We start from the raw sequence: 16,673 nt of genomic DNA, 5'->3' as shown, positions 1-16,673 counted from the left end.
GCGCACCCCCGCCGGCGGCATCAGTAGACGAGTTCGCCGAACTGGCCCTGCAGGCGGTCGATTTCCTCGGTGACCTTCTTCAGCACCTCGGCGCCGCCTTCGACATTGGCGTCGAACCAGGCGAAGGCCGGGGGCTGGAGGACGGATTTGAAGCCCTCGATCTCCTCGGCGGTGGGGGTGTAGATCTCGACCCCCTGTTCGGTCAGCCACTTGGCGTCCAGCACGTCCTTGACCGGGGCCAGCGCCATCGCCCCGACCGAGGCTTCCTCGCCCGCCTTCATGATCGCGACCTGAAGCTCGGGCTCGAGGCTTTCGAACCATGCGACGTTGTAGGTCACCGCGCCGACAAGGTGCACGTGGCGCGTCAGGGTGATGTAGTTCTGAACCTCCTGGAAGTTCATCGCGCGGATCGTGGCAAGCGGGTTTTCCTGCCCGTCGACCACCCCGGTCTGGAGCGAGGAATAGACCTCGAGCCACGGCACCGGCGTCGCCTGCGCCCCGGCGGCGTTGAACATCTCGATATGCGGGCGGACCTGCATGGTGCGCACCTTGACGCCCTTCAGGTCGGCGACGGTCTTGACCTGCTTGCCCTTGGTGGTCAGCTGACGATAGGCCTGCGGCATGAAGAACATGATGCCCACGCCGGTGGTGTCCTCCATCTCGGTCAGGATTTCCTTCATCATGGGATTGCGGCGGGTGTAGAGCTTCTGCGCCACCGCCATGTCCGGGATCACGTAGGGCAGATCGGTGAAGGTGATCTTGGGGAACAGGTTCGACATGACGCCCATCGCCAGTTCGCTGCCCTGGAGTTCGCCCGATTTCACCTGCTGGAGACCGGAAAGCTGGTCGCCGAGCTGGCCGTCGGGAAAGATCTGAACGTCGACCCGGCCGTTGGTGTATTCCTCGACCTTCTGTTCGAAGATCGTCAGCGATGCCGATGCCGGCAGCGCCAGCGGGTCGGCGGGGTTGCCGCTCGCGATGCGCATGACGTGGTCCTGCGCGCTGGCGATCGAGCCCAGCAGCGCCGCGGCGCAGGTCAGGCCCAGAAGTAGTGATGTCCGCATGTTGTCCTCCTCCTTTTTGTTCCCCGTCCCCGGGGTCGCTTGCGCGGGCGGGCCTTTCCCGCCTGCGCACCTTCGCTTGTCCCTCGCCGCGCTCCCTTGCGCGGCTCAGACCTCTTCCCCGGCATCGCGTTTCGCAAGCCAGTCGAATTCCGGATGATTTTCGAACCGCCATTTGCGCAGCGGGCCCGCCATCACGTTCAGGTAGTACATCTCGAACCCGTAGGGCACGCCGCAGGGATGGTGGCCGCGCGGCACCAGGACGGTGTCGCGGTCCGCGACGGCCATCGTCTCGTCCAGCGAGCCGTCATCGGTGAAGACCCGCTGCACGCCGAAGCCCGTCGCCGGGTTCAGGCGGTGGTAATAGGTCTCTTCGAGATAGGTCATGCGGGGAAAGTCGTCCTCGTCATGGCGGTGCGGCGGATAGGAGGACCAGTGCCCCTGCGGGGTGAAGACCTCGGTCACCAGCAGGCTGTCGGCAATGTCCCGGTCCTCCATCGCGATGGGGTTCACGTGGCGCAGGTTGGTGCCCTTGCCGCGGGCCTGCGTGGCGATGCCCTCGGGGCCGATGCGCGCCGCCTTGCGCCCGCCGGGCGACGGCGCGGTGCAGACCGCCAGTTCGCAGGGCCCCTCGGCACGGGCCTCCCAGGCCTCGCCGGGCGGGAGGTAGACCGCATGGGGCAGCCCGCCGTCGAACACCCGGGCGCGGTCCCCGACCCGCCCGAAGGCCATGGTGTCGGAGGTGATGTCGGCCCTGCCCTCGACCAGCACGAGGATGGTCTCGCGGCCCTCCTCGCGGCCCTTGGCCCGCCCGCCGTCGCCGAGCTTCCAGAGGTCGAAGCCGACATGGCCCCACCCGGCGCGCTCCGGGGTGATGCGGTGGATACGGCCCGATGCGCCCTCGGGGCGGCAGAGCAGCGGAGAGGTGGCGCGGCTCATGCGGTTTCCTTCCGGTCTTCGGTCAGCACGCCGCGTGCCTCGTCCCACTCGCGGCACAGTCGGGCAAAGCCCCCGGCCATGGTCGAGACGGCCGTCGCGTCGTCGATCCGCCCGGCGAACCATTGCTCGGCGACCGCGCCGAAGATCGTGCGGCCGACGGCAAACCCCTTGACCAGCGGCTGGCGCGCGGCGGCGGCAAAGCTGGCGCTGAGCACGGCCTCCTCCTCGCCGAGGCCGAGCACGACGACGCCGCGGCAATGGGGATCGCGGGTCGAGATGGTCTCGCAAACCTGTTCCCAGTCCGCCGCCGACTGCATCGGGGCCAGCTTCCACCAGTCGGGCCAGACGCCGAGATCGTAGAACCGCGCGATGGCCCGCGCCGTGAGCGCGCCGTCACCCGAATCCGGGTCCGGAAGGATGACCTCCAGAAGCAGGTCGAGCCCGGCCCGGCGCGCGGCATCGGCGAGACGGAGAATGCAGGCCTCCTGCGCGTCGCGCATCTCCTGCGGTTCGTCGGGGTGATAGCGGCAGAGCACCTTGACGGTGTGATCCACCGGCCAGTCGATCAGGTCCGAGCCGTAGTCCGGCCCGATCTCCAGTTCCAGCGGGCGCGAGGACGGCACCTCGACCGGGCGGCCGATCCAGAGCGGCGTCTCGGCGGCGGCATGCAGCGCCGCGCGGCCGAGCCGGTCGTCGCAGAGGATGCCGAAGCCGTCGCGCCCGTCCGCCACCTGCAGGGCGGCGCGCAGGCAGAGCAGCTTGAAGGCGGGGATGCGGTCGGCCGGCGCCTCGTTCGCCGCGGCGATCTCCTCGATCTGGGCCCGGTGGTCGAAGGCAAAGGCGCGCAGCGACGGCCAGTGCTTTCGACGCAGAGTCGACCAGTGGATCTGCTCCAGCGCGCGGTCATGGCGCAGGGCCGGATTGGTGATCGGGGTGGACAGGAAATGCGTCAGTTCCGGCAGGCTGGGATAGGCCGGCGCGCAACCGTGGCGCGAAACCGCCAGCGCGCCGCAGGCATTGGCCCGGGTCAGCGCGGTTTCCCAGGGCTCGCCCTCGATCCAGCCCTTGAGCAGCCCGGCCATGAAGCCGTCCCCCGCCCCGAGCACGTTGAACACCTCGACCTTGAAGCCCTTGCCGTGAATCCCGGCGTCGAGGCTGTCGGGAATCTCCCCCTCGAATACGGTCGCGCCCATCGGGCCGCGCTTGCACACCAGCACCGCGTCGCAGAGGCCGCGCACCCGGCGCAGCGCCTCCAGCGTGTCGGTCGAGCCGCCCGCGATGTGGAATTCCTCCTCGGTGCCGACGATCAGGTCGAACAGGCCGAGGGTCGATTGCAGCTTGGCGGTGACCGCGCGGCTTTCCTGGTAGCGTTCCTCTCCGGTATCGTGGCCGCCGAGACCCCAGAGGTTCGGGCGATAGTCGATGTCGAGCGCGGTGGCCCGCCCCGCCTCGCGCGCGATGGTCAGCGCCTTGATGACGGCGGCCTCGGTGCGGGGGTGGGACAGATGCGTGCCGGTGGCCACGACCGTGCGGGCCGAGGCGATGAAGGCGGGGTCGATGTCGTCTTCGCAGAGCGCCATGTCGGCGCAGTTCTCGCGCACGAAGATCAGAGGAAAGCGCGTCTCGTCCCGGATGCCGAGCAGGACCAGCGCGGTCAGGCGCTCCGGATCGGTGACGAGGCCGCGCAGATCGCAGCCCTCGCGGGCAAGCTGTTCGCGGATGAACCGGCCCATCGCCTCGTCCCCGACCCGCGACACCAGCGCCGTGCGCAGCCCCAGCCGCGCCGCGCCGATGGCGATGTTGCAGGGCGATCCGCCGACGTATTTGCGGAAGGAGGACATGTCTTCGAGGCGGCCGCCGGTCTGCATGCCGTAGAGGTCGACAGAGGAACGTCCGATGGTGATGAGGTCAAGCATTGGGGTCCGAATCCATTCAGTTATGGAACGTATAATCCAATCTTTACATTTGTAAAACTTTTATTCCATTTCTGGAACGCCCGTTCCGTTCACAACCGACCGCCCACCGCCACCGCCAGCGCGGAGGCGAGGCAGAACGTCGCCGAGAAGGAGCGGAAGCCGCCGACTTCGGTTTCCACCACCTCGAGGCAGATGTCGGCGGTGCGGCGCAACGGGCTGAGCGCGGTATCGGTCAGCACGATGACCGTCGCCGCCGTTCCGCTGGCACGGGTCGCGATCTTGATCGCCTCTTCCGCATAGGGTTCGAAGGAGATGATGAGCACGACCTCGTCGCCGGAAAAGGCGCGCGGCGCCTCCATTGCGCCCGCGCCGGTGTCCATCTCGACCCGCTTGCCGAACTGCCCCAGAACATAGGTGAGATAGCTCGCCACCGCGAAGGAGCGGCGATAGCCCGCGATGTAGACGTGCCGCGCGCCGACGATGGCCTCGACCGCCGCTTCGAGCGCCTCGTGATCCAGACTGGCGTGCAGGCGGTCGACGGAATGATGCGCCGCCCCGACGAAATCGCCCAGCAGGTGCCCGGTCGATCCGGAACCGCTGTCCTGCAGCGACTGCACCCGGCTGGGATAGTCCGGCCGCCGGCTGCCGGCGGAGCGGAAGATGCGCTGCAGGTCGGTATAGCCGGACAGGCCGATGGACTGGCAGAACCGGATCAGGGCCGAGGGCTGCACCTGCGCCGCCTCCGCGACCTGGGCGGCGGTCAGAAAGACGATCTCCTCGCCCGAGCGCATCACGAAGGAGGCGCAGTCGCGCAGCTTGCGGGGGAGGTCGGGTTCCAGTTCCACGATGCGCGCGCGCAGGTCCTCGACCGTTTCCGGCGCGCCCGGGGCTGCTGTCGCGCGTCGCTGCGCCATGGCTCTGTCCTTCCACCAACTTCACCGCCTGCTTAGCGCATCACCATGCGCATGGACACGGGGACGGTCCAGCGCAAGCTGGCCGGAGTCGCGCCGCGCTCTGCCCGTCCGGCGCGCGCAACTGCCTGCCGGGCAGGCACTCCGCGAACGCCGGGGCACGGAAAATGCACGTCGGACCATGCTGACCGGAATTCGATGGTCCTTTTTCCGCGTCGCCGCAACACACTGACTCTTCTCGGGTTTTCCGGCCTCAACACCCCGGGGAAGTGAGGATGGTCTTATACGATTTCCGGGAAATGGACCTTTCCGCAGTGCGGCACATGGCCGGAGGATCGGTCGTGTTCACTAATGAAACAAGGTTGGTTCTACCAATGACAGACACGATCTACAAAGGCGGCGCGGCTTTCATCGAAGGCAAATTCGTCCCGATTTCCGAGGCCCGCCTGCCGGTGGGCGACTGGGGATTCACGCATTCGGACGTGACCTATGACGTGGTGCATGTCACCGACGGCGCCTTCTTCCGCCTCGACACGCACCTCGACCGGTTCGCCAAATCGCTCAAGGGCTACCGGCTGGACCCCGGCTACAGCCGCGAGGAGATGCGCCAGATCCTCGGCAAGTGCGTCGCGCTCTCCGAATTGCAGGACGCCTTCGTCGCGATGATCTCGACCCGCGGCATTCCGCGCGTCTACGGCTCGCGCAACCCGCTGGATTGCGACAACACCTTCATCGCCTACTCGGTGCCCTGGGTCGATGTCATCAAGCCCGACGTGCAGGCCCGCGGCGCGCATCTGATCGTGTCCGAGACGCCGCGCATCTCGCCGCTGTCGCTGGACCCGACGCTCAAGAACTACATGTGGCGCGACTTTACCCGCGGCATGTTCGAGGCGCTGGACAAGGGCGCGGACACCGCGATCCTGCTCGACCAGGAGGGCTATCTGACCGAAGGCGCGGGGTTCAACGTCTTCATCGTCAAGGGCAAGGACGTGATCACCCCGGATCGCGGCGCGCTGGAAGGGATCACCCGTCTCTCGGTGCTCGACATCTGCCCGGAACTCGGTCTCGAGGGAAAGATCGCCCCGATCACCTACGAAGACCTGATGGACGCGGACGAGGTCTTCACCGCCACCACGGCGGGCGGCGTCATGCCCTGCTCGCGCGTGGACGGAAAGATCTACGGCAACGACCGCCCCGGCCCGATCAGCACGAAAATCAAGGATCTCTATTGGCAGAAGCACAAGGACGGGTGGAACATGACCCCCGTCAACTACGCCGATGCCGAGAATCCCTTTGCCGTGACGGCCGACGCCTGAACGCACGGGCCGCCGGTTCCGGCCGGCGGTCCCGACCGGAGGCGCCCGACTGCGGGGCGCTTCCGAAGCACCGAAAGATCTGCCCCGGCCGGACAGGACCGGAGGACGACAGCTTCAACCGACAGGGAACCCCAGACCATGACACAGACACCCGGAACCAAGATCAGCCGACGCCGCGCCCTGAACCTGATGGCCGCGGGCACGGCCACCACCCTTGCCGCGCCCTGGTACATCCGCCCCGCCGAGGCGCAGGCCAACACCCTGCGCGCCCTGATGTGGGAGGGCTACGCCGTGCCCGAGATCATCCAGGCCTTCGAGGAGGAACACGGCATCCGCTTCACCCCCACCTTCTTCGACGGCAATTCCGAAGCCTACAACAAGCTGCGCGTCGGCGGCACGCGCGACTTCGACCTCGTGCAGGCCGACGGCTACTGGCCGGGGCTCTACTACGGCGAAGGGCTGATCCGCAGCTTCGACTTCCGCTCGATGAAAAGCGCGGGCGGCTTCTTTCCGGTCTTCGAACCGGAGGCCTTCAAGCTGCTCATGGATGCCGACAGCGGCGAGATCTTCGGCGCGCCCTTCTGCTGGGGCAGCTACGGCATCACCTACAACGCCGATGCCGTCACCCGCGACGAGGCGTCGAGCATCGAGATGATGTTCAGCCCCGCCCATGCCGGGCGCCTCTCCACCTCGGCCCGCTTCGAGGAAAACATCGCCCTTGCCGGGATCCTCGTCGCCACCCGCATGGGCACCATCGACGCCGAACGGCCGGACGGCAAATCCTTCAACCCCTATGTCCTGACCGACGAGGAACTCGCCGGGGTCGAGGCGCTGCTGGTCGAACAGAAGCGCCTGTTGCTGACCCGCTACCAGGACAACAACACCCTGCAGCAGCTGCTCATGGGGCAGGCCATCGTGGCGGCGCCGGAATTCGCCCAGGTCTATCGCCTGCTGCGCACGGCCAAGGCCGAAGGGGCGATCGACACCACCTTCGACCATGTCCTGACGCCGAAGGAAGGCGGCCTCGGCTGGGTCGACACCTGGCTGGTTTCGGCCGGGGTCGAGGACGGCGAGAAGCTGGATCTCGCCACAGCCTGGATCGACATGGTCAGCTCTCCCGAGGTGATCCGCAAGATTTCGCTCAGCGCGGGCACCTCGACCACGGTCGACATCCGCGCGATCTCCTCGCCCGAAGAGGTCGACCTCTACCTGATGGAACGTACCGGCGAGCTTGCCAACATGTACATGTTCGACCAGCCGTCCTCGACCGAGAAATGGGAGCGGGTCTGGTCCAACATGCAGGCGGCCTGACCCGACGCCTGCACCCCGCGGCCCCGGCGACGGGGCCGTCCCCCTCCCCCCTTCGGAAGAACAAGCACATGTACATCACCCTTGACGGGATTTCCAAGGAATACTCGGGTTTCCGGGCCATCGACCGCGCCACCATGTCGATCGGGCGCGACGAATTCATCTCGCTCCTCGGGCCGTCCGGTTCGGGCAAGACCACCCTTCTGCGCATCATCGCCGGGCTGGAGCGTCCGACCCGCGGCCGCGTCATCATCGACGGGCAGGATGTCACCGCCCTGCCCCCGCACAGGCGCGGAGTGGCCATGGTGTTCCAGGAATTCCTGCTGTTCCCGCACCGCACCGTGGCCGAGAACCTCGCCTTTCCGCTGCGCATGATGAAGATGCCCCGCGCCGACATCGAGGAGCGGCTGCGCTGGATCGTCGGCCTGATGTCGCTCAACGGCCTCGAGGACCGCTATCCCAACCAGCTCTCCGGCGGTCAGCAGCAGCGCGTGGCGTTGGGGCGCGGCCTTGTCGGCAAGCCCAAGGCGCTGCTGCTCGACGAACCGCTCGCCAACCTCGACCGCGAGCTGCGCCAGGAGATGGAGATCGAGATCCGCCGCCATCAGGCGACCCTCGGCATCCCCTTCATCTACGTGACCCACAACCAGGAAGAGGCGCTGAGCATGTCCGACCGCATCGCCGTGGTGCGCAGGGGCCGGATCGAGGATTTCGCCGAGCGCAGCGCCGTCTACGACCGCCCCCGGACCAGCTTCATCGCTCAGTTCGTCGGCCGGTCGAACCGCTTCGACGGGCAGTTCGGCCCGGACGGCCGCCTGCTCGATACCGGCAACGGCCCGCAGCTCGCCCTGCCCGAGGACGGCCTGCGCGGCCTGCCCGGACATGCGGCGCAGGCCTTCGTGAAGGTCGAGAAGATCCGCCTGTCCGACGCCCCCGACGGTCCCCTCCCCGGACCGAACGCGATGCTCTGCACCGTGCGCGACATCATCCTGCGCGGACCGCAGATCGACTACCTGCTCGACGCTGGGGGCCGCGAACTGTCGGTCAGCAGCCCGCGCGACGCCGCCCCCTTCGCGCGCGGTCACCGCGTGCTGGCCAGGTGGCGCCCGGAGGACATCGACCTGTTCCCGCAGGAAACCGACCTGCCGGCGGAGCAGGCGGCATGAGGGACAACCGACTTGCCCGCCTCGCCTTTCTCGGCCTGCCGAGCCTCTACCTCGTGGTGTTCTTCGTGGTGCCGCTGATCGCGATGACCGTGCTCGCCTTCTGGCGGACCGAGAACTACCACATCATCCGGGAGGCCGGTCTCGGCAATTTCCACACCCTGCTGGTCGAACCGGCCTACCAGACCTTCCTGCTGCGCTCGGTCGTCATGGCGGTGGCGGTTTCGGCGATCTGCACCGGCATCGCCTGGCCTGTGGCCTATGCCATCATGCTCTACGGCGGACGCTACAAGCTGCTGTTCACCCTCGCGCTCGCGGTGCCCTTCCTCACCGGCGAGGTGCTGCGGGTGATCGCCCTTCAGGGCCTGCTGGGGCCGATGGGGCTCATCAATGCGGTGCTCGTGCACATGGGCGCCGTGCCGCTGCGGTTCCTGATGTATTCCAACATCGCCAGCGCCATCGGGCTGGTCTATCTCTACCTGCCCATCGCGATCACGGTGATCTACCTGTCGCTGCTGAATTTCGACGCGCGCCTTGCCGATGCCGCCCGCATCTTCGGTGCCGGCCCGGTGCGCACCTTCTTCGAGATCACCTGGCCGCTGAACCTCTTCGGCACGCTGATCTCGGTCATCCTGTGCTTCATTCCCTGCCTGTCGACGACGCTGGTCCCGCGCTTTCTCGGCGGTCCGGACGGCACGCTCTACGGCATGGCGCTGGCCCAGCAATTCGCGGAATCCGGCACCTGGGCGCTGGGGGCGGCAATGGGCGTGGTGCTGTTCGTGGTGTCGATCTCGGTCACGCTGCTGCTGTTCCGCCTCGACCTGCGCCGCAGCGGCTTTTCCGGACTGGGGAGGGCCTGACCATGACCGACACATCCGCACGACAGGACCTTCCCGCCATGACCGCGACCGACGCCCCGCAGGGGGGCAGGACCCTTCCGATCCGTGCTCTTGCCACGGCGGCGCTGCTGCTCGCGGTGATGGCGGTGGTCTATGTCTTCCTCTACCTGCCGATCGTGCATATCGGCCTCAGCTCCATCGCCAAGAACCACACCTTCCCCTATCCGCCGCGGCTGACCGGCAAGGCATTCGCCGACCTCTTCGGCAACCAGCTCTACCAGCGCGCGCTGGGGAACAGCATCCTGCTCGGGTTCGGCTCGGCCCTGGTGACCGTGACGATGACCACCATGGCCACCATCGGCGTGATCCGCTTTGCCGGGCGCAGGGCGCGGTACTTCGTCGTGCTCTTCGTCGCGCCGCTGTTCGTGGCCGAGGTGCTCGTGGGGATCTCGTCGCTGGTGTTCTCCGGGCTGTTCCTGGGGTTGCCGGGGAACCTCGGGTCGGCGATCCTCGCCAACTCGGTGCATTGCTTCAGCTACGCACTGCTGATCATCGCCACGCAGTTGTTCCGCTACGACTGGCGGCTGGACGAGGCCGCGACCGTGTTCGGAGCCACGCCGGTGCAGACCTTCCGCGAGGTGACGCTGCCGCTGATCTGGCCGGGCCTGATGGGGGCCTTCCTGATCTCGTTCATCCTGTCCTTCAACAACCTCGAGATCAGCTTCTACCTGCTCGGCGCGACGCCAACCCTGCCCTCGGTGGCCTGGGGCGCGCTGCGCTACGGCGTGAAACCGGAGCTTTTCGCGCTGGCGACCCTTGTCAATCTCGTCGTGATCGCGATCCTGATCGCCATGTATCTCGCCATGGCCCGCGGCATCGCGAAGTTCGGCCACAGACCCGAAAGGCAAAGAGCGGTTGGCTGATCCCGCCCCTCCAGGACCGCTTCGCCCGGCGCCCCCCGAGGCCGACCGGGCGAAGACCGGCAGCGACGGCTCTCCGCCGCTGCTGGACATGCTCGCCATCGCCATAGACCGGGAACAGGAGGCCTCGCCGCTCTATCACCAGGTCTACGAGGCGATCACCACCGGCATCGAACGCGGCGTGATCCGGCCGGGCGACCGGCTGCCCTCGACCCGCAAGCTCGCCTCGGAACTCAACGTCTCGCGCACAACGGTGGTGCTGGCCTTCGAACAGCTCACCGCCGAGGGCTGGATCGAGGGCCAGAGCGGCGCCGGCAGTTTCGTCTCCGAAGCGCCGCCGCTGACCGAGAAACCCCGCGATTCCCGGCTGAACCCGGCGCTGGAAGCCGCCGGCGGCATCGGGCGCACCGCCGAGATGCGCCCCGAGGTCGCGCAGGTGCCCCCGACCCTGCGCCACATGCGCCGCCCGGTGCCGTTCCGCTCCAACCTGCCCGCCATAGACGCCTTTCCGACCGAACTCTGGGCGCGCTGCCTCACCGAGGTGCTGCGCCGTCTCAAGGGCGAGCAGGCCGCGCATATCCTGGGCGAAGGCGATCCGCAGGGGCTGTTCGCGCTGCGCGAACAGGTGGCGATCCACGTCGCCCGCACCCGCGGCGTCGTCTGCACGGCGTCCGAGGTCGTCATCTTCGCCGGGGCGCAGCAGGCGGTCGACCTCTGCTCGCGGCTCCTGCTCATGCCCTCGGACAAGGTGATCTGCGAGGACCCCGGCTATGACGGCATCTATGCCTCGGCGGTCGCGGTGTCGGCCCTGCCTGTGCCGGTGCCGGTCGACGAACACGGACTGATCGTCGCCGAGGCCCGCAAGCGCGCGCCGGACGCGCGGATGATCTACAGCAGCCCGTCCAAGCAGTTCCCGCTCGGCTGCACGCTGTCGCTGCGCCGCCGGATCGAACTGATCGACTGGGTGCGCGAATCCGGCGCCTGGATCCTCGAAGACGATTACGACTGCGAATTCCGCTATGCCGGCAAGGCGCTGCCGTCGCTGTTCAGCCTCGACGACACGCAGTCGGTGATCTACCTCGGCACCTTCTCCAAGTCGCTCTTTCCGGCCCTGCGCCTCGGCTACGCCATCCTGCCGAAGCGGCTGATCGAACCCGTGGTCTCGGCGCGCACCGTGCTCGACCGCTACGCCGCGATCCTGCCGCAGCTTCAGGTCGCGCATTTCATGCGGGCGGGTCATTTCGCCAAGCACGTGCGGCGGATGCGAAAGCTCTATTCCGACCGCCAGGAGCTGCTGCTCGACGCCATGGCGCGCGAGCTGCAGGACTGGCTGATCCCGCAGCGCAGCGAAACCGGGTTCGAACTGGTCGCGCGCGTCTCGCCCCGGCTGACCGGGCGGGGCATCACCGCGCGCGATATCTCCAAGGCCGCGCGGTCCGAGGGGATGGAACTTCAGGCGACCTCGGCCTTCGGGCGCGAGCCGCGCGAGGACGACAGGCTGGTGCTGGGCTTTGCCACCTTCACCGGAGAGCAGATCGACCGCGCCGCGCGCCAGCTCGCGCAGATCTGCCGCGATCTGGCCGGAGAGGCGGGCGCGGCCTGACCCGGCCGTCAGGGCGCGGCGTCGAGCAGCCCGTCGATTTCGCCCGCGAGAGGGATCACCTCGACCGCGCCGTTGCGTCCGACCTGCAGCGCCGCGGCGGCATTGGCGCGGCGCATCGCCTCCTCCACCGGCCTGCCGAGGTCCGTCTCGGCAAGGAAGACGCCGAGGAACACGTCCCCCGCGCCGGTGGTGTCCACGACCGGCACGCGGCGCGAGTCGACCCGGACCCGCCGGTCGCCGTGGCGGTACTCCGCCCCCTCGGCGCCGCGCGTCACCAGCAGGGCCAGCCCGGCGGGCAGATGATCGGTCCCGCCGAGCGCCGCAAGAAGCTGGTCCAGTTCCACCGCGTTGACCGACAGCAGGTCCACGTCCTCCAGCAGCGGCACGATGCGGCTTGCCACGAAGGGCGCCGCCGAACAGGCGACCTTCAGCCCCCGCGCGCGCGCCAGCCGGGCGCAGCCTGCCGCCTGGTTCGTCTCGTTCTGGAACAGCAGCCAGTCGCCGGGCGTGGCGTCGGCAACCGCCCGTGCCACCAGCGCGTCGGGGATGCAAAGGTTGGCGCCGGGGTCCAGCACGATGAGGTTCTCGCCCTCCGGGTCGACGAAGATCGTCGCGCTGCCCGTCTCGACCCCCGCCACCCCGGTCACGAAGCCGAGGTCGAGCCCCAGCGCGCGCAGCGCCTCACGGATGCCGGCATCGCCCTCGCCCACCGCGCCGACATGGCGGACCGAGCCCCCGGCACGGAGGATCGCGACCGACTGGTTCAGCCCCTTGCCCCCCAGCCCGACCGACGCCGAAAGCGCCTGCAGGGTTTCGCCGGGCTGCGGGAAATGCGGCACGCGCAGGACCCGGTCCCGGTTCACCGATCCGACGTTGAGGATGGTCATGTCGTGGCGGAAGCCCCGTCGGCGGCGGCGATCTCGGCGCGGAACGCCTCGGTGCCGGTCTCGATATGGTCGAGCAGCGCCATCACCCCCCAGAACCGTTTGGGAATATCGAAGTCGATGACCCGCGAATGCGCCGACGCGAAGGTGCCGCGCCGCACGTGGAAGAGCTTGGCCAGACCGGGATAGCCCATCGGCTCGGCCATGGCGGCAAGCGCGAGGAAGGTTTCGAGACGGCGGCGCAGGTCGCTGTCCAGATCCTTGTTCCGGTAGAGCCAGGCATAGAGATCCGGGTGGAAGTTGGTGAAGACCCCGGAAAAGCCCAGCGAACCGGCGCGCATCGCATCGGCCGCGATCGCGGCGTTGGCGTTCACCACGGAAAAGCCGCTGTCGCCGGACATCGCGATGCGGCGGCGGACGGTCCCGAGATCGCAGGACACGTCCTTGAGCGTCACGAAGCGCCCCGAATCCCGGCAGAGCTTGAATTCGTCGTCGCTGAGCAGGCGGCGGAACGGTGCGGGGCATTCATAGAGCCCGAGCGGCAGATCCCCGGGCAGCCAGCCCAGCGCCGCGTCCAGCCCGGCGCGGAACGCCTCGGTCCCCGCCTGCGCGGGGTCGAGGTGGTTGGTGACGAGCACCAGCGCATCTATCCCGGTCCCCGCCATGGCCCGAAGCTCTTCGCGCTGGTCGTCGGGCGCGTCGCTGATGTGACCCGAGGCGATCACCGGCAGCCGGCCTGCCGCGAAGGCGACGGTGCGGCGCGCCAGTTCGGTGCGCTCGTCCAGCGTCAGCCGTTGCATTTCGCTCGACTGACACACGGCAAAGAGCGTATCCGCACCGTTGTCGACATACCATTCGACCAGCCGTTCGAGCCCGTCCCAGTCGATCCGGTCGTCCTCGGTGAAGGGCGTGAGCATGACCGGCACGATGCCGTTCGCCTTTTTGTGCATCTCGGGCTCTTTCTGATGGAAATGTAATCTCTTTCAGTTTTAGAATAGCATTCCACAAACGGTACGGACAAGGAGATTCTCGGGTGAGCGTCAAAAGATGGGAAGACGACGCGATCGTCTGGCACGGTCCGGATTACGGCGCGGAGACACTGGCCTATCATCCGGACGTGCGATCGGCCGCCGTGGCGGGCCGGATCATCACCTGCGTCGACGTGGTGGACTGGTCGGGAACCGGCACGCGCGACCTGCTGCTGTCCTCCTGGGACGCCTGCTACGACGGCAAGGTCTTTCTGCGGCGCCAGATCGGAACCCGCGACGACGGCACGCCGATCCTCGGCGCCGAGGAATGCGTGGACGGCGTGCGCGGCTACGTGACCGCCGTGCCGGACGGAGAGGTCTTTCACCTCGTCTCGGCCTCGCGCATGCGGCGGGAGATCTACCTCTTCCCGAACATCGGCAGCAGAGGCGCACCCGCTTTCGGCGAGCCGGTGGTGCTCGACCTCGACGCGGACTGGGTGGTCGGCAACGAATATTTCCACATGGTCCGTTTCCACGACATCGACAACGACGGTGTGCCCGAACTGATCGTCGGCAGCGATTCCTGGGACGATTACTGGCCCAACGGGCTGGAATGGAACGACCACGGCTATCGCGGCTACGATGCCGCGGGGCGCTGGCTGGGCGGGCCGTTGCGCGGCTTTCTCTACGCGTTCAAGAACCGCGGCACCCTCGCGGCGCCGGTGCTCGACAAGGGGCGGCCCCTGATGGCGGGGGATACCCCGCTCGAGGTCTACGGCCAGCTCGCCCCGGCCTTCGGCACCTTCTCGGAGGGGGGCCAGAGCCTGATCGCGGGCGAATTCTGGAACATCCTGCACATCCTGCGCCAGCGCGCGGACGGGCATTTCGATCCCGGCCAGCTTGTGCGCACTCCCGACGGCGGGACGCTGGAACTCGACCAGTGCATCCACCTGCCCTGCGTCACCGACTGGAACGGCGACGGGCGGCCCGACATCCTAGTGGGGGCCGAGGACGGCTACATCACCTACCTGCGCAACTGCGGGCTCGACGATGACGGCACGCCGCACTTCGAAAAGGTCGGCCGCGTGGAGACCACCGCGCCGCTGATCCACGCCGGCGTGCTGCCGAGCCCCGCCGCCCATGACTTCACCGGCAACGGGCGGGCGGATCTGGTCGTCGGCAATTCCACCGGCGAACTGTTGTTCTACGCGAATCGCGGCGACACGGACCCGCGCCACCTCGGGAAGGAATTGATGCTGACCGCCGGCGGCACCCCGATCCGCATCGCGGCGGGCCTGTCGGGGTCGATCCAGGGACCGTCGGAAAAGATGTTCGGCTACAGCTGCCCGACAGTCGCCGACTGGACCGGGAGCGGCCGGGGCGACATCCTGGCAAGCGACGTGACCGGCCATCACCGCCTGTTCCGCAACCTCGGCGGCGATTTCGTCCCGCCACGCTTCGCGGCGGAAGAGCTGCTGCGCTACAAGGGCGCGCCGCTGAAGACCGTCTGGCGCGTGCGTCCCGCCGTGACCGACTGGGGCGGCGACCGGCTGCACTACGTCGCGCTGGACGAGGAGGGCGTGCTGTCGGACTGGACCCGCGCCTCGGACACCGAACTCACCGACAAGCGCAGCCTCACCTGGGAGGACGGCCGCCCGATCCGCTTCACCGTGGATGTCGGCGGCGGGCGCGGCCGGGTCAAGCTCTGCCTCTGCGACTGGGAGGGGACGGGGCGCACCGATCTCATCTTCGGCACCCATGCCCGGGCCTGCGTGCCCGACGATCCCGCCACCGGCGCGCCGCGCAATACCACCAGGCAGGCGGGCCTGTTCCTGGCCCGCAACCTCGGCACCCCGGACCACCCGCGCTTTGCCGCGCCGGTGGCGATGAAGCACAAGGGCGAGACCATCGCGATGGCGATGCACGTCGCCTCGCCCGAGGCGGTGGACTGGGACAACCGCGGCGCGCTCGACCTCGTCGTCGGGGTCGAGGACGGCAGTCTCGTCTGGCTCAAGCGGGAGGATCTGTCGTGGGAATCGTGATCGGCGGCACCACCCGGTTGATGGGCGTCATCGGCGATCCGATCGTGCAGGCAAGAACCCCCGGCGCGATCAACCCGATCTTCGCGGCCATGGGTGCCGACATCGTCTGCGTGCCGCTCCATGTGCCCGCCGCCGATCTCGCGACCTGCTGGGCCGGGCTGAAGGCGATGCCCAACCTCGTCGGATTCGGCATCACCCTGCCCCACAAGCAGGCGGCGCTGGCGCTCTGCGACAGCCTCGACCCGCTGGCGGAACGGGTCGGCGCGGTCAACCTCGTACGGCGCGAGGCGGACGGCAGCTTTCGCGGCTACCAGTTCGACGGCGCGGGGTTCCTGCGCGGGCTGACGCAGGCCGGGATCGCGGTCGAGGGACGGTCCTGCCTGATGATCGGCGCGGGCGGCGCGGCGGTCGCCATCGCCTTTGCCCTGGCCGAGGCGGGCGCCTCGGACATCACCGTCGCCAACCGCACCAACGCCAAGGCCGACGCGCTGGCCGACAAGGTCAACACCGCGCTCCGCCGGGCGGTGCTGCGCGCGGGCCCACCCGAGCCCGCGCCCGGCCAGCTTGTCATCAATGCGACCTCGCTCGGCCTGCAGGAGAGCGATGCGCTGCCGCTCGACCCCGAGGCGCTGCATCCCGGCATGACCGTTGCCGAGGTGATCGCGCAGCCCGAGGTCACGGCGCTGCTGCGCGCCGCCGAGGCGCGGGGGGTCGCGGTGCATTCCGGAATGCGCATGATCGAGGGCCAGGTCTCCGCCATCGCGGAGCATCTCGCCGAACGCCGGGGCTGACCGGCGCGGCGG

The 16,673-nt window shown here is 68.4% G+C and carries 14 protein-coding genes; 8 read left to right on the top strand and 6 right to left on the bottom strand.

Annotated elements, in window-relative coordinates; all coding sequences use genetic code 11:
• Nucleotides 1-20 precede the first annotated feature (20 nt).
• The 4 genes from ACN0RJ_RS18915 to ACN0RJ_RS18900 form a co-directional block, all read right to left on the bottom strand.
• A complete protein-coding gene (locus ACN0RJ_RS18915) occupies nucleotides 21-1,064 on the bottom strand; it encodes a TRAP transporter substrate-binding protein (protein WP_417725269.1) in 1,044 nt (347 codons plus the stop codon).
• A gap of 105 nt (nucleotides 1,065-1,169) precedes the next feature.
• Entirely contained in the window at nucleotides 1,170-2,000 is an 831-nt protein-coding gene (iolB, locus tag ACN0RJ_RS18910; RefSeq protein WP_417725268.1) for a 5-deoxy-glucuronate isomerase, read from the bottom strand.
• The gene (locus ACN0RJ_RS18905) at nucleotides 1,997-3,916 is read right to left on the bottom strand and encodes a bifunctional 5-dehydro-2-deoxygluconokinase/5-dehydro-2-deoxyphosphogluconate aldolase (protein WP_417725267.1); all 1,920 of its coding nucleotides are present in this window, start codon (nucleotides 3,914-3,916) and stop codon (nucleotides 1,997-1,999) included. Before ACN0RJ_RS18905 ends, iolB begins: the two co-directional genes overlap by 4 nt.
• An 89-nt stretch (nucleotides 3,917-4,005) precedes the next feature.
• Nucleotides 4,006-4,830: a MurR/RpiR family transcriptional regulator gene (locus ACN0RJ_RS18900; RefSeq protein ID WP_417725266.1), complete on the bottom strand. Its 825-nt coding sequence runs from the start codon at nucleotides 4,828-4,830 to the stop codon at nucleotides 4,006-4,008.
• A 371-nt stretch (nucleotides 4,831-5,201) separates the two neighbouring features.
• Between ACN0RJ_RS18900 and ACN0RJ_RS18895 the strand changes: the two genes are divergently transcribed.
• The 6 genes from ACN0RJ_RS18895 (at nucleotide 5,202) to ACN0RJ_RS18870 (ending at nucleotide 11,976) form a co-directional block, all read left to right on the top strand.
• Nucleotides 5,202-6,143 (top strand): aminotransferase class IV, encoded by a 942-nt coding sequence (locus tag ACN0RJ_RS18895; RefSeq protein WP_417725265.1) that lies wholly within the window; start codon nucleotides 5,202-5,204, stop codon nucleotides 6,141-6,143.
• A gap of 138 nt (nucleotides 6,144-6,281) precedes the next feature.
• Nucleotides 6,282-7,454, top strand: coding sequence for an ABC transporter substrate-binding protein (locus ACN0RJ_RS18890; protein ID WP_417721571.1), 1,173 nt, complete (start codon nucleotides 6,282-6,284; stop codon nucleotides 7,452-7,454).
• Nucleotides 7,455-7,522: 68 nt separating this feature from the next.
• Complete coding sequence (locus tag ACN0RJ_RS18885) at nucleotides 7,523-8,617, top strand: ABC transporter ATP-binding protein (protein WP_417721572.1); 1,095 nt, start codon at nucleotides 7,523-7,525, stop codon at nucleotides 8,615-8,617.
• On the top strand, nucleotides 8,614-9,474 hold the full coding sequence (locus tag ACN0RJ_RS18880; RefSeq protein ID WP_417721573.1) for an ABC transporter permease: 861 nt from the start codon (nucleotides 8,614-8,616) through the stop codon (nucleotides 9,472-9,474). The genes ACN0RJ_RS18885 and ACN0RJ_RS18880 overlap by 4 nt, the downstream gene beginning before the upstream one ends.
• Before the next feature lie 2 nt (nucleotides 9,475-9,476).
• Entirely contained in the window at nucleotides 9,477-10,376 is a 900-nt protein-coding gene (locus ACN0RJ_RS18875) for an ABC transporter permease (protein WP_417721574.1), read from the top strand.
• A complete protein-coding gene (locus ACN0RJ_RS18870; protein ID WP_417725264.1) occupies nucleotides 10,369-11,976 on the top strand; it encodes a PLP-dependent aminotransferase family protein in 1,608 nt (535 codons plus the stop codon). The genes ACN0RJ_RS18875 and ACN0RJ_RS18870 overlap by 8 nt, the downstream gene beginning before the upstream one ends.
• An 8-nt stretch (nucleotides 11,977-11,984) precedes the next feature.
• Here the strand turns inward: ACN0RJ_RS18870 and ACN0RJ_RS18865 are convergent, their stop codons facing one another.
• Complete coding sequence (locus ACN0RJ_RS18865; protein ID WP_417725263.1) at nucleotides 11,985-12,863, bottom strand: PfkB family carbohydrate kinase; 879 nt, start codon at nucleotides 12,861-12,863, stop codon at nucleotides 11,985-11,987.
• Nucleotides 12,860-13,810, bottom strand: a complete 951-nt coding sequence (locus ACN0RJ_RS18860) for a dihydrodipicolinate synthase family protein (RefSeq protein WP_417725262.1) — start codon at nucleotides 13,808-13,810, stop codon at nucleotides 12,860-12,862. The genes ACN0RJ_RS18865 and ACN0RJ_RS18860 overlap by 4 nt, the downstream gene beginning before the upstream one ends.
• Nucleotides 13,811-13,893: 83 nt before the next feature.
• Here ACN0RJ_RS18860 and ACN0RJ_RS18855 point away from each other — a divergent pair, with 83 nt between their 5' ends.
• Complete coding sequence (locus tag ACN0RJ_RS18855; protein ID WP_417725261.1) at nucleotides 13,894-15,870, top strand: FG-GAP repeat domain-containing protein; 1,977 nt, start codon at nucleotides 13,894-13,896, stop codon at nucleotides 15,868-15,870.
• Entirely contained in the window at nucleotides 15,858-16,661 is an 804-nt protein-coding gene (locus tag ACN0RJ_RS18850; RefSeq protein ID WP_417725260.1) for a shikimate dehydrogenase family protein, read from the top strand. The genes ACN0RJ_RS18855 and ACN0RJ_RS18850 overlap by 13 nt, the downstream gene beginning before the upstream one ends.
• The last annotated feature ends 12 nt before the right edge of the window (nucleotides 16,662-16,673 follow it).

Source organism: Salipiger sp., from assembly GCF_048261495.1.
In the GTDB taxonomy this organism is placed as follows: domain Bacteria; phylum Pseudomonadota; class Alphaproteobacteria; order Rhodobacterales; family Rhodobacteraceae; genus Salipiger.
This window is presented reverse-complemented; position numbering and strand designations above follow the sequence as displayed.

Excerpts from the sequence above, each read along its gene's own strand:
- ACN0RJ_RS18880 (WP_417721573.1), top strand. The coding sequence starts at position 8,614 with ATGAGGGACAACCGACTTGCCCGCCTCGCCTTTCTCGGCCTGCCGAGC.
- ACN0RJ_RS18900 (WP_417725266.1), bottom strand. The coding sequence starts at position 4,830 with ATGGCGCAGCGACGCGCGACAGCAGCCCCGGGCGCGCCGGAAACGGTC.
- ACN0RJ_RS18875 (WP_417721574.1), top strand. The coding sequence starts at position 9,477 with ATGACCGACACATCCGCACGACAGGACCTTCCCGCCATGACCGCGACC.
- ACN0RJ_RS18865 (WP_417725263.1), bottom strand. The coding sequence starts at position 12,863 with ATGACCATCCTCAACGTCGGATCGGTGAACCGGGACCGGGTCCTGCGC.
- iolB (WP_417725268.1), bottom strand. The coding sequence starts at position 2,000 with ATGAGCCGCGCCACCTCTCCGCTGCTCTGCCGCCCCGAGGGCGCATCG.
- ACN0RJ_RS18860 (WP_417725262.1), bottom strand. The coding sequence starts at position 13,810 with ATGCACAAAAAGGCGAACGGCATCGTGCCGGTCATGCTCACGCCCTTC.
- ACN0RJ_RS18895 (WP_417725265.1), top strand. The coding sequence starts at position 5,202 with ATGACAGACACGATCTACAAAGGCGGCGCGGCTTTCATCGAAGGCAAA.
- ACN0RJ_RS18890 (WP_417721571.1), top strand. The coding sequence starts at position 6,282 with ATGACACAGACACCCGGAACCAAGATCAGCCGACGCCGCGCCCTGAAC.
- ACN0RJ_RS18885 (WP_417721572.1), top strand. The coding sequence starts at position 7,523 with ATGTACATCACCCTTGACGGGATTTCCAAGGAATACTCGGGTTTCCGG.
- ACN0RJ_RS18905 (WP_417725267.1), bottom strand. The coding sequence starts at position 3,916 with ATGCTTGACCTCATCACCATCGGACGTTCCTCTGTCGACCTCTACGGC.
- ACN0RJ_RS18915 (WP_417725269.1), bottom strand. The coding sequence starts at position 1,064 with ATGCGGACATCACTACTTCTGGGCCTGACCTGCGCCGCGGCGCTGCTG.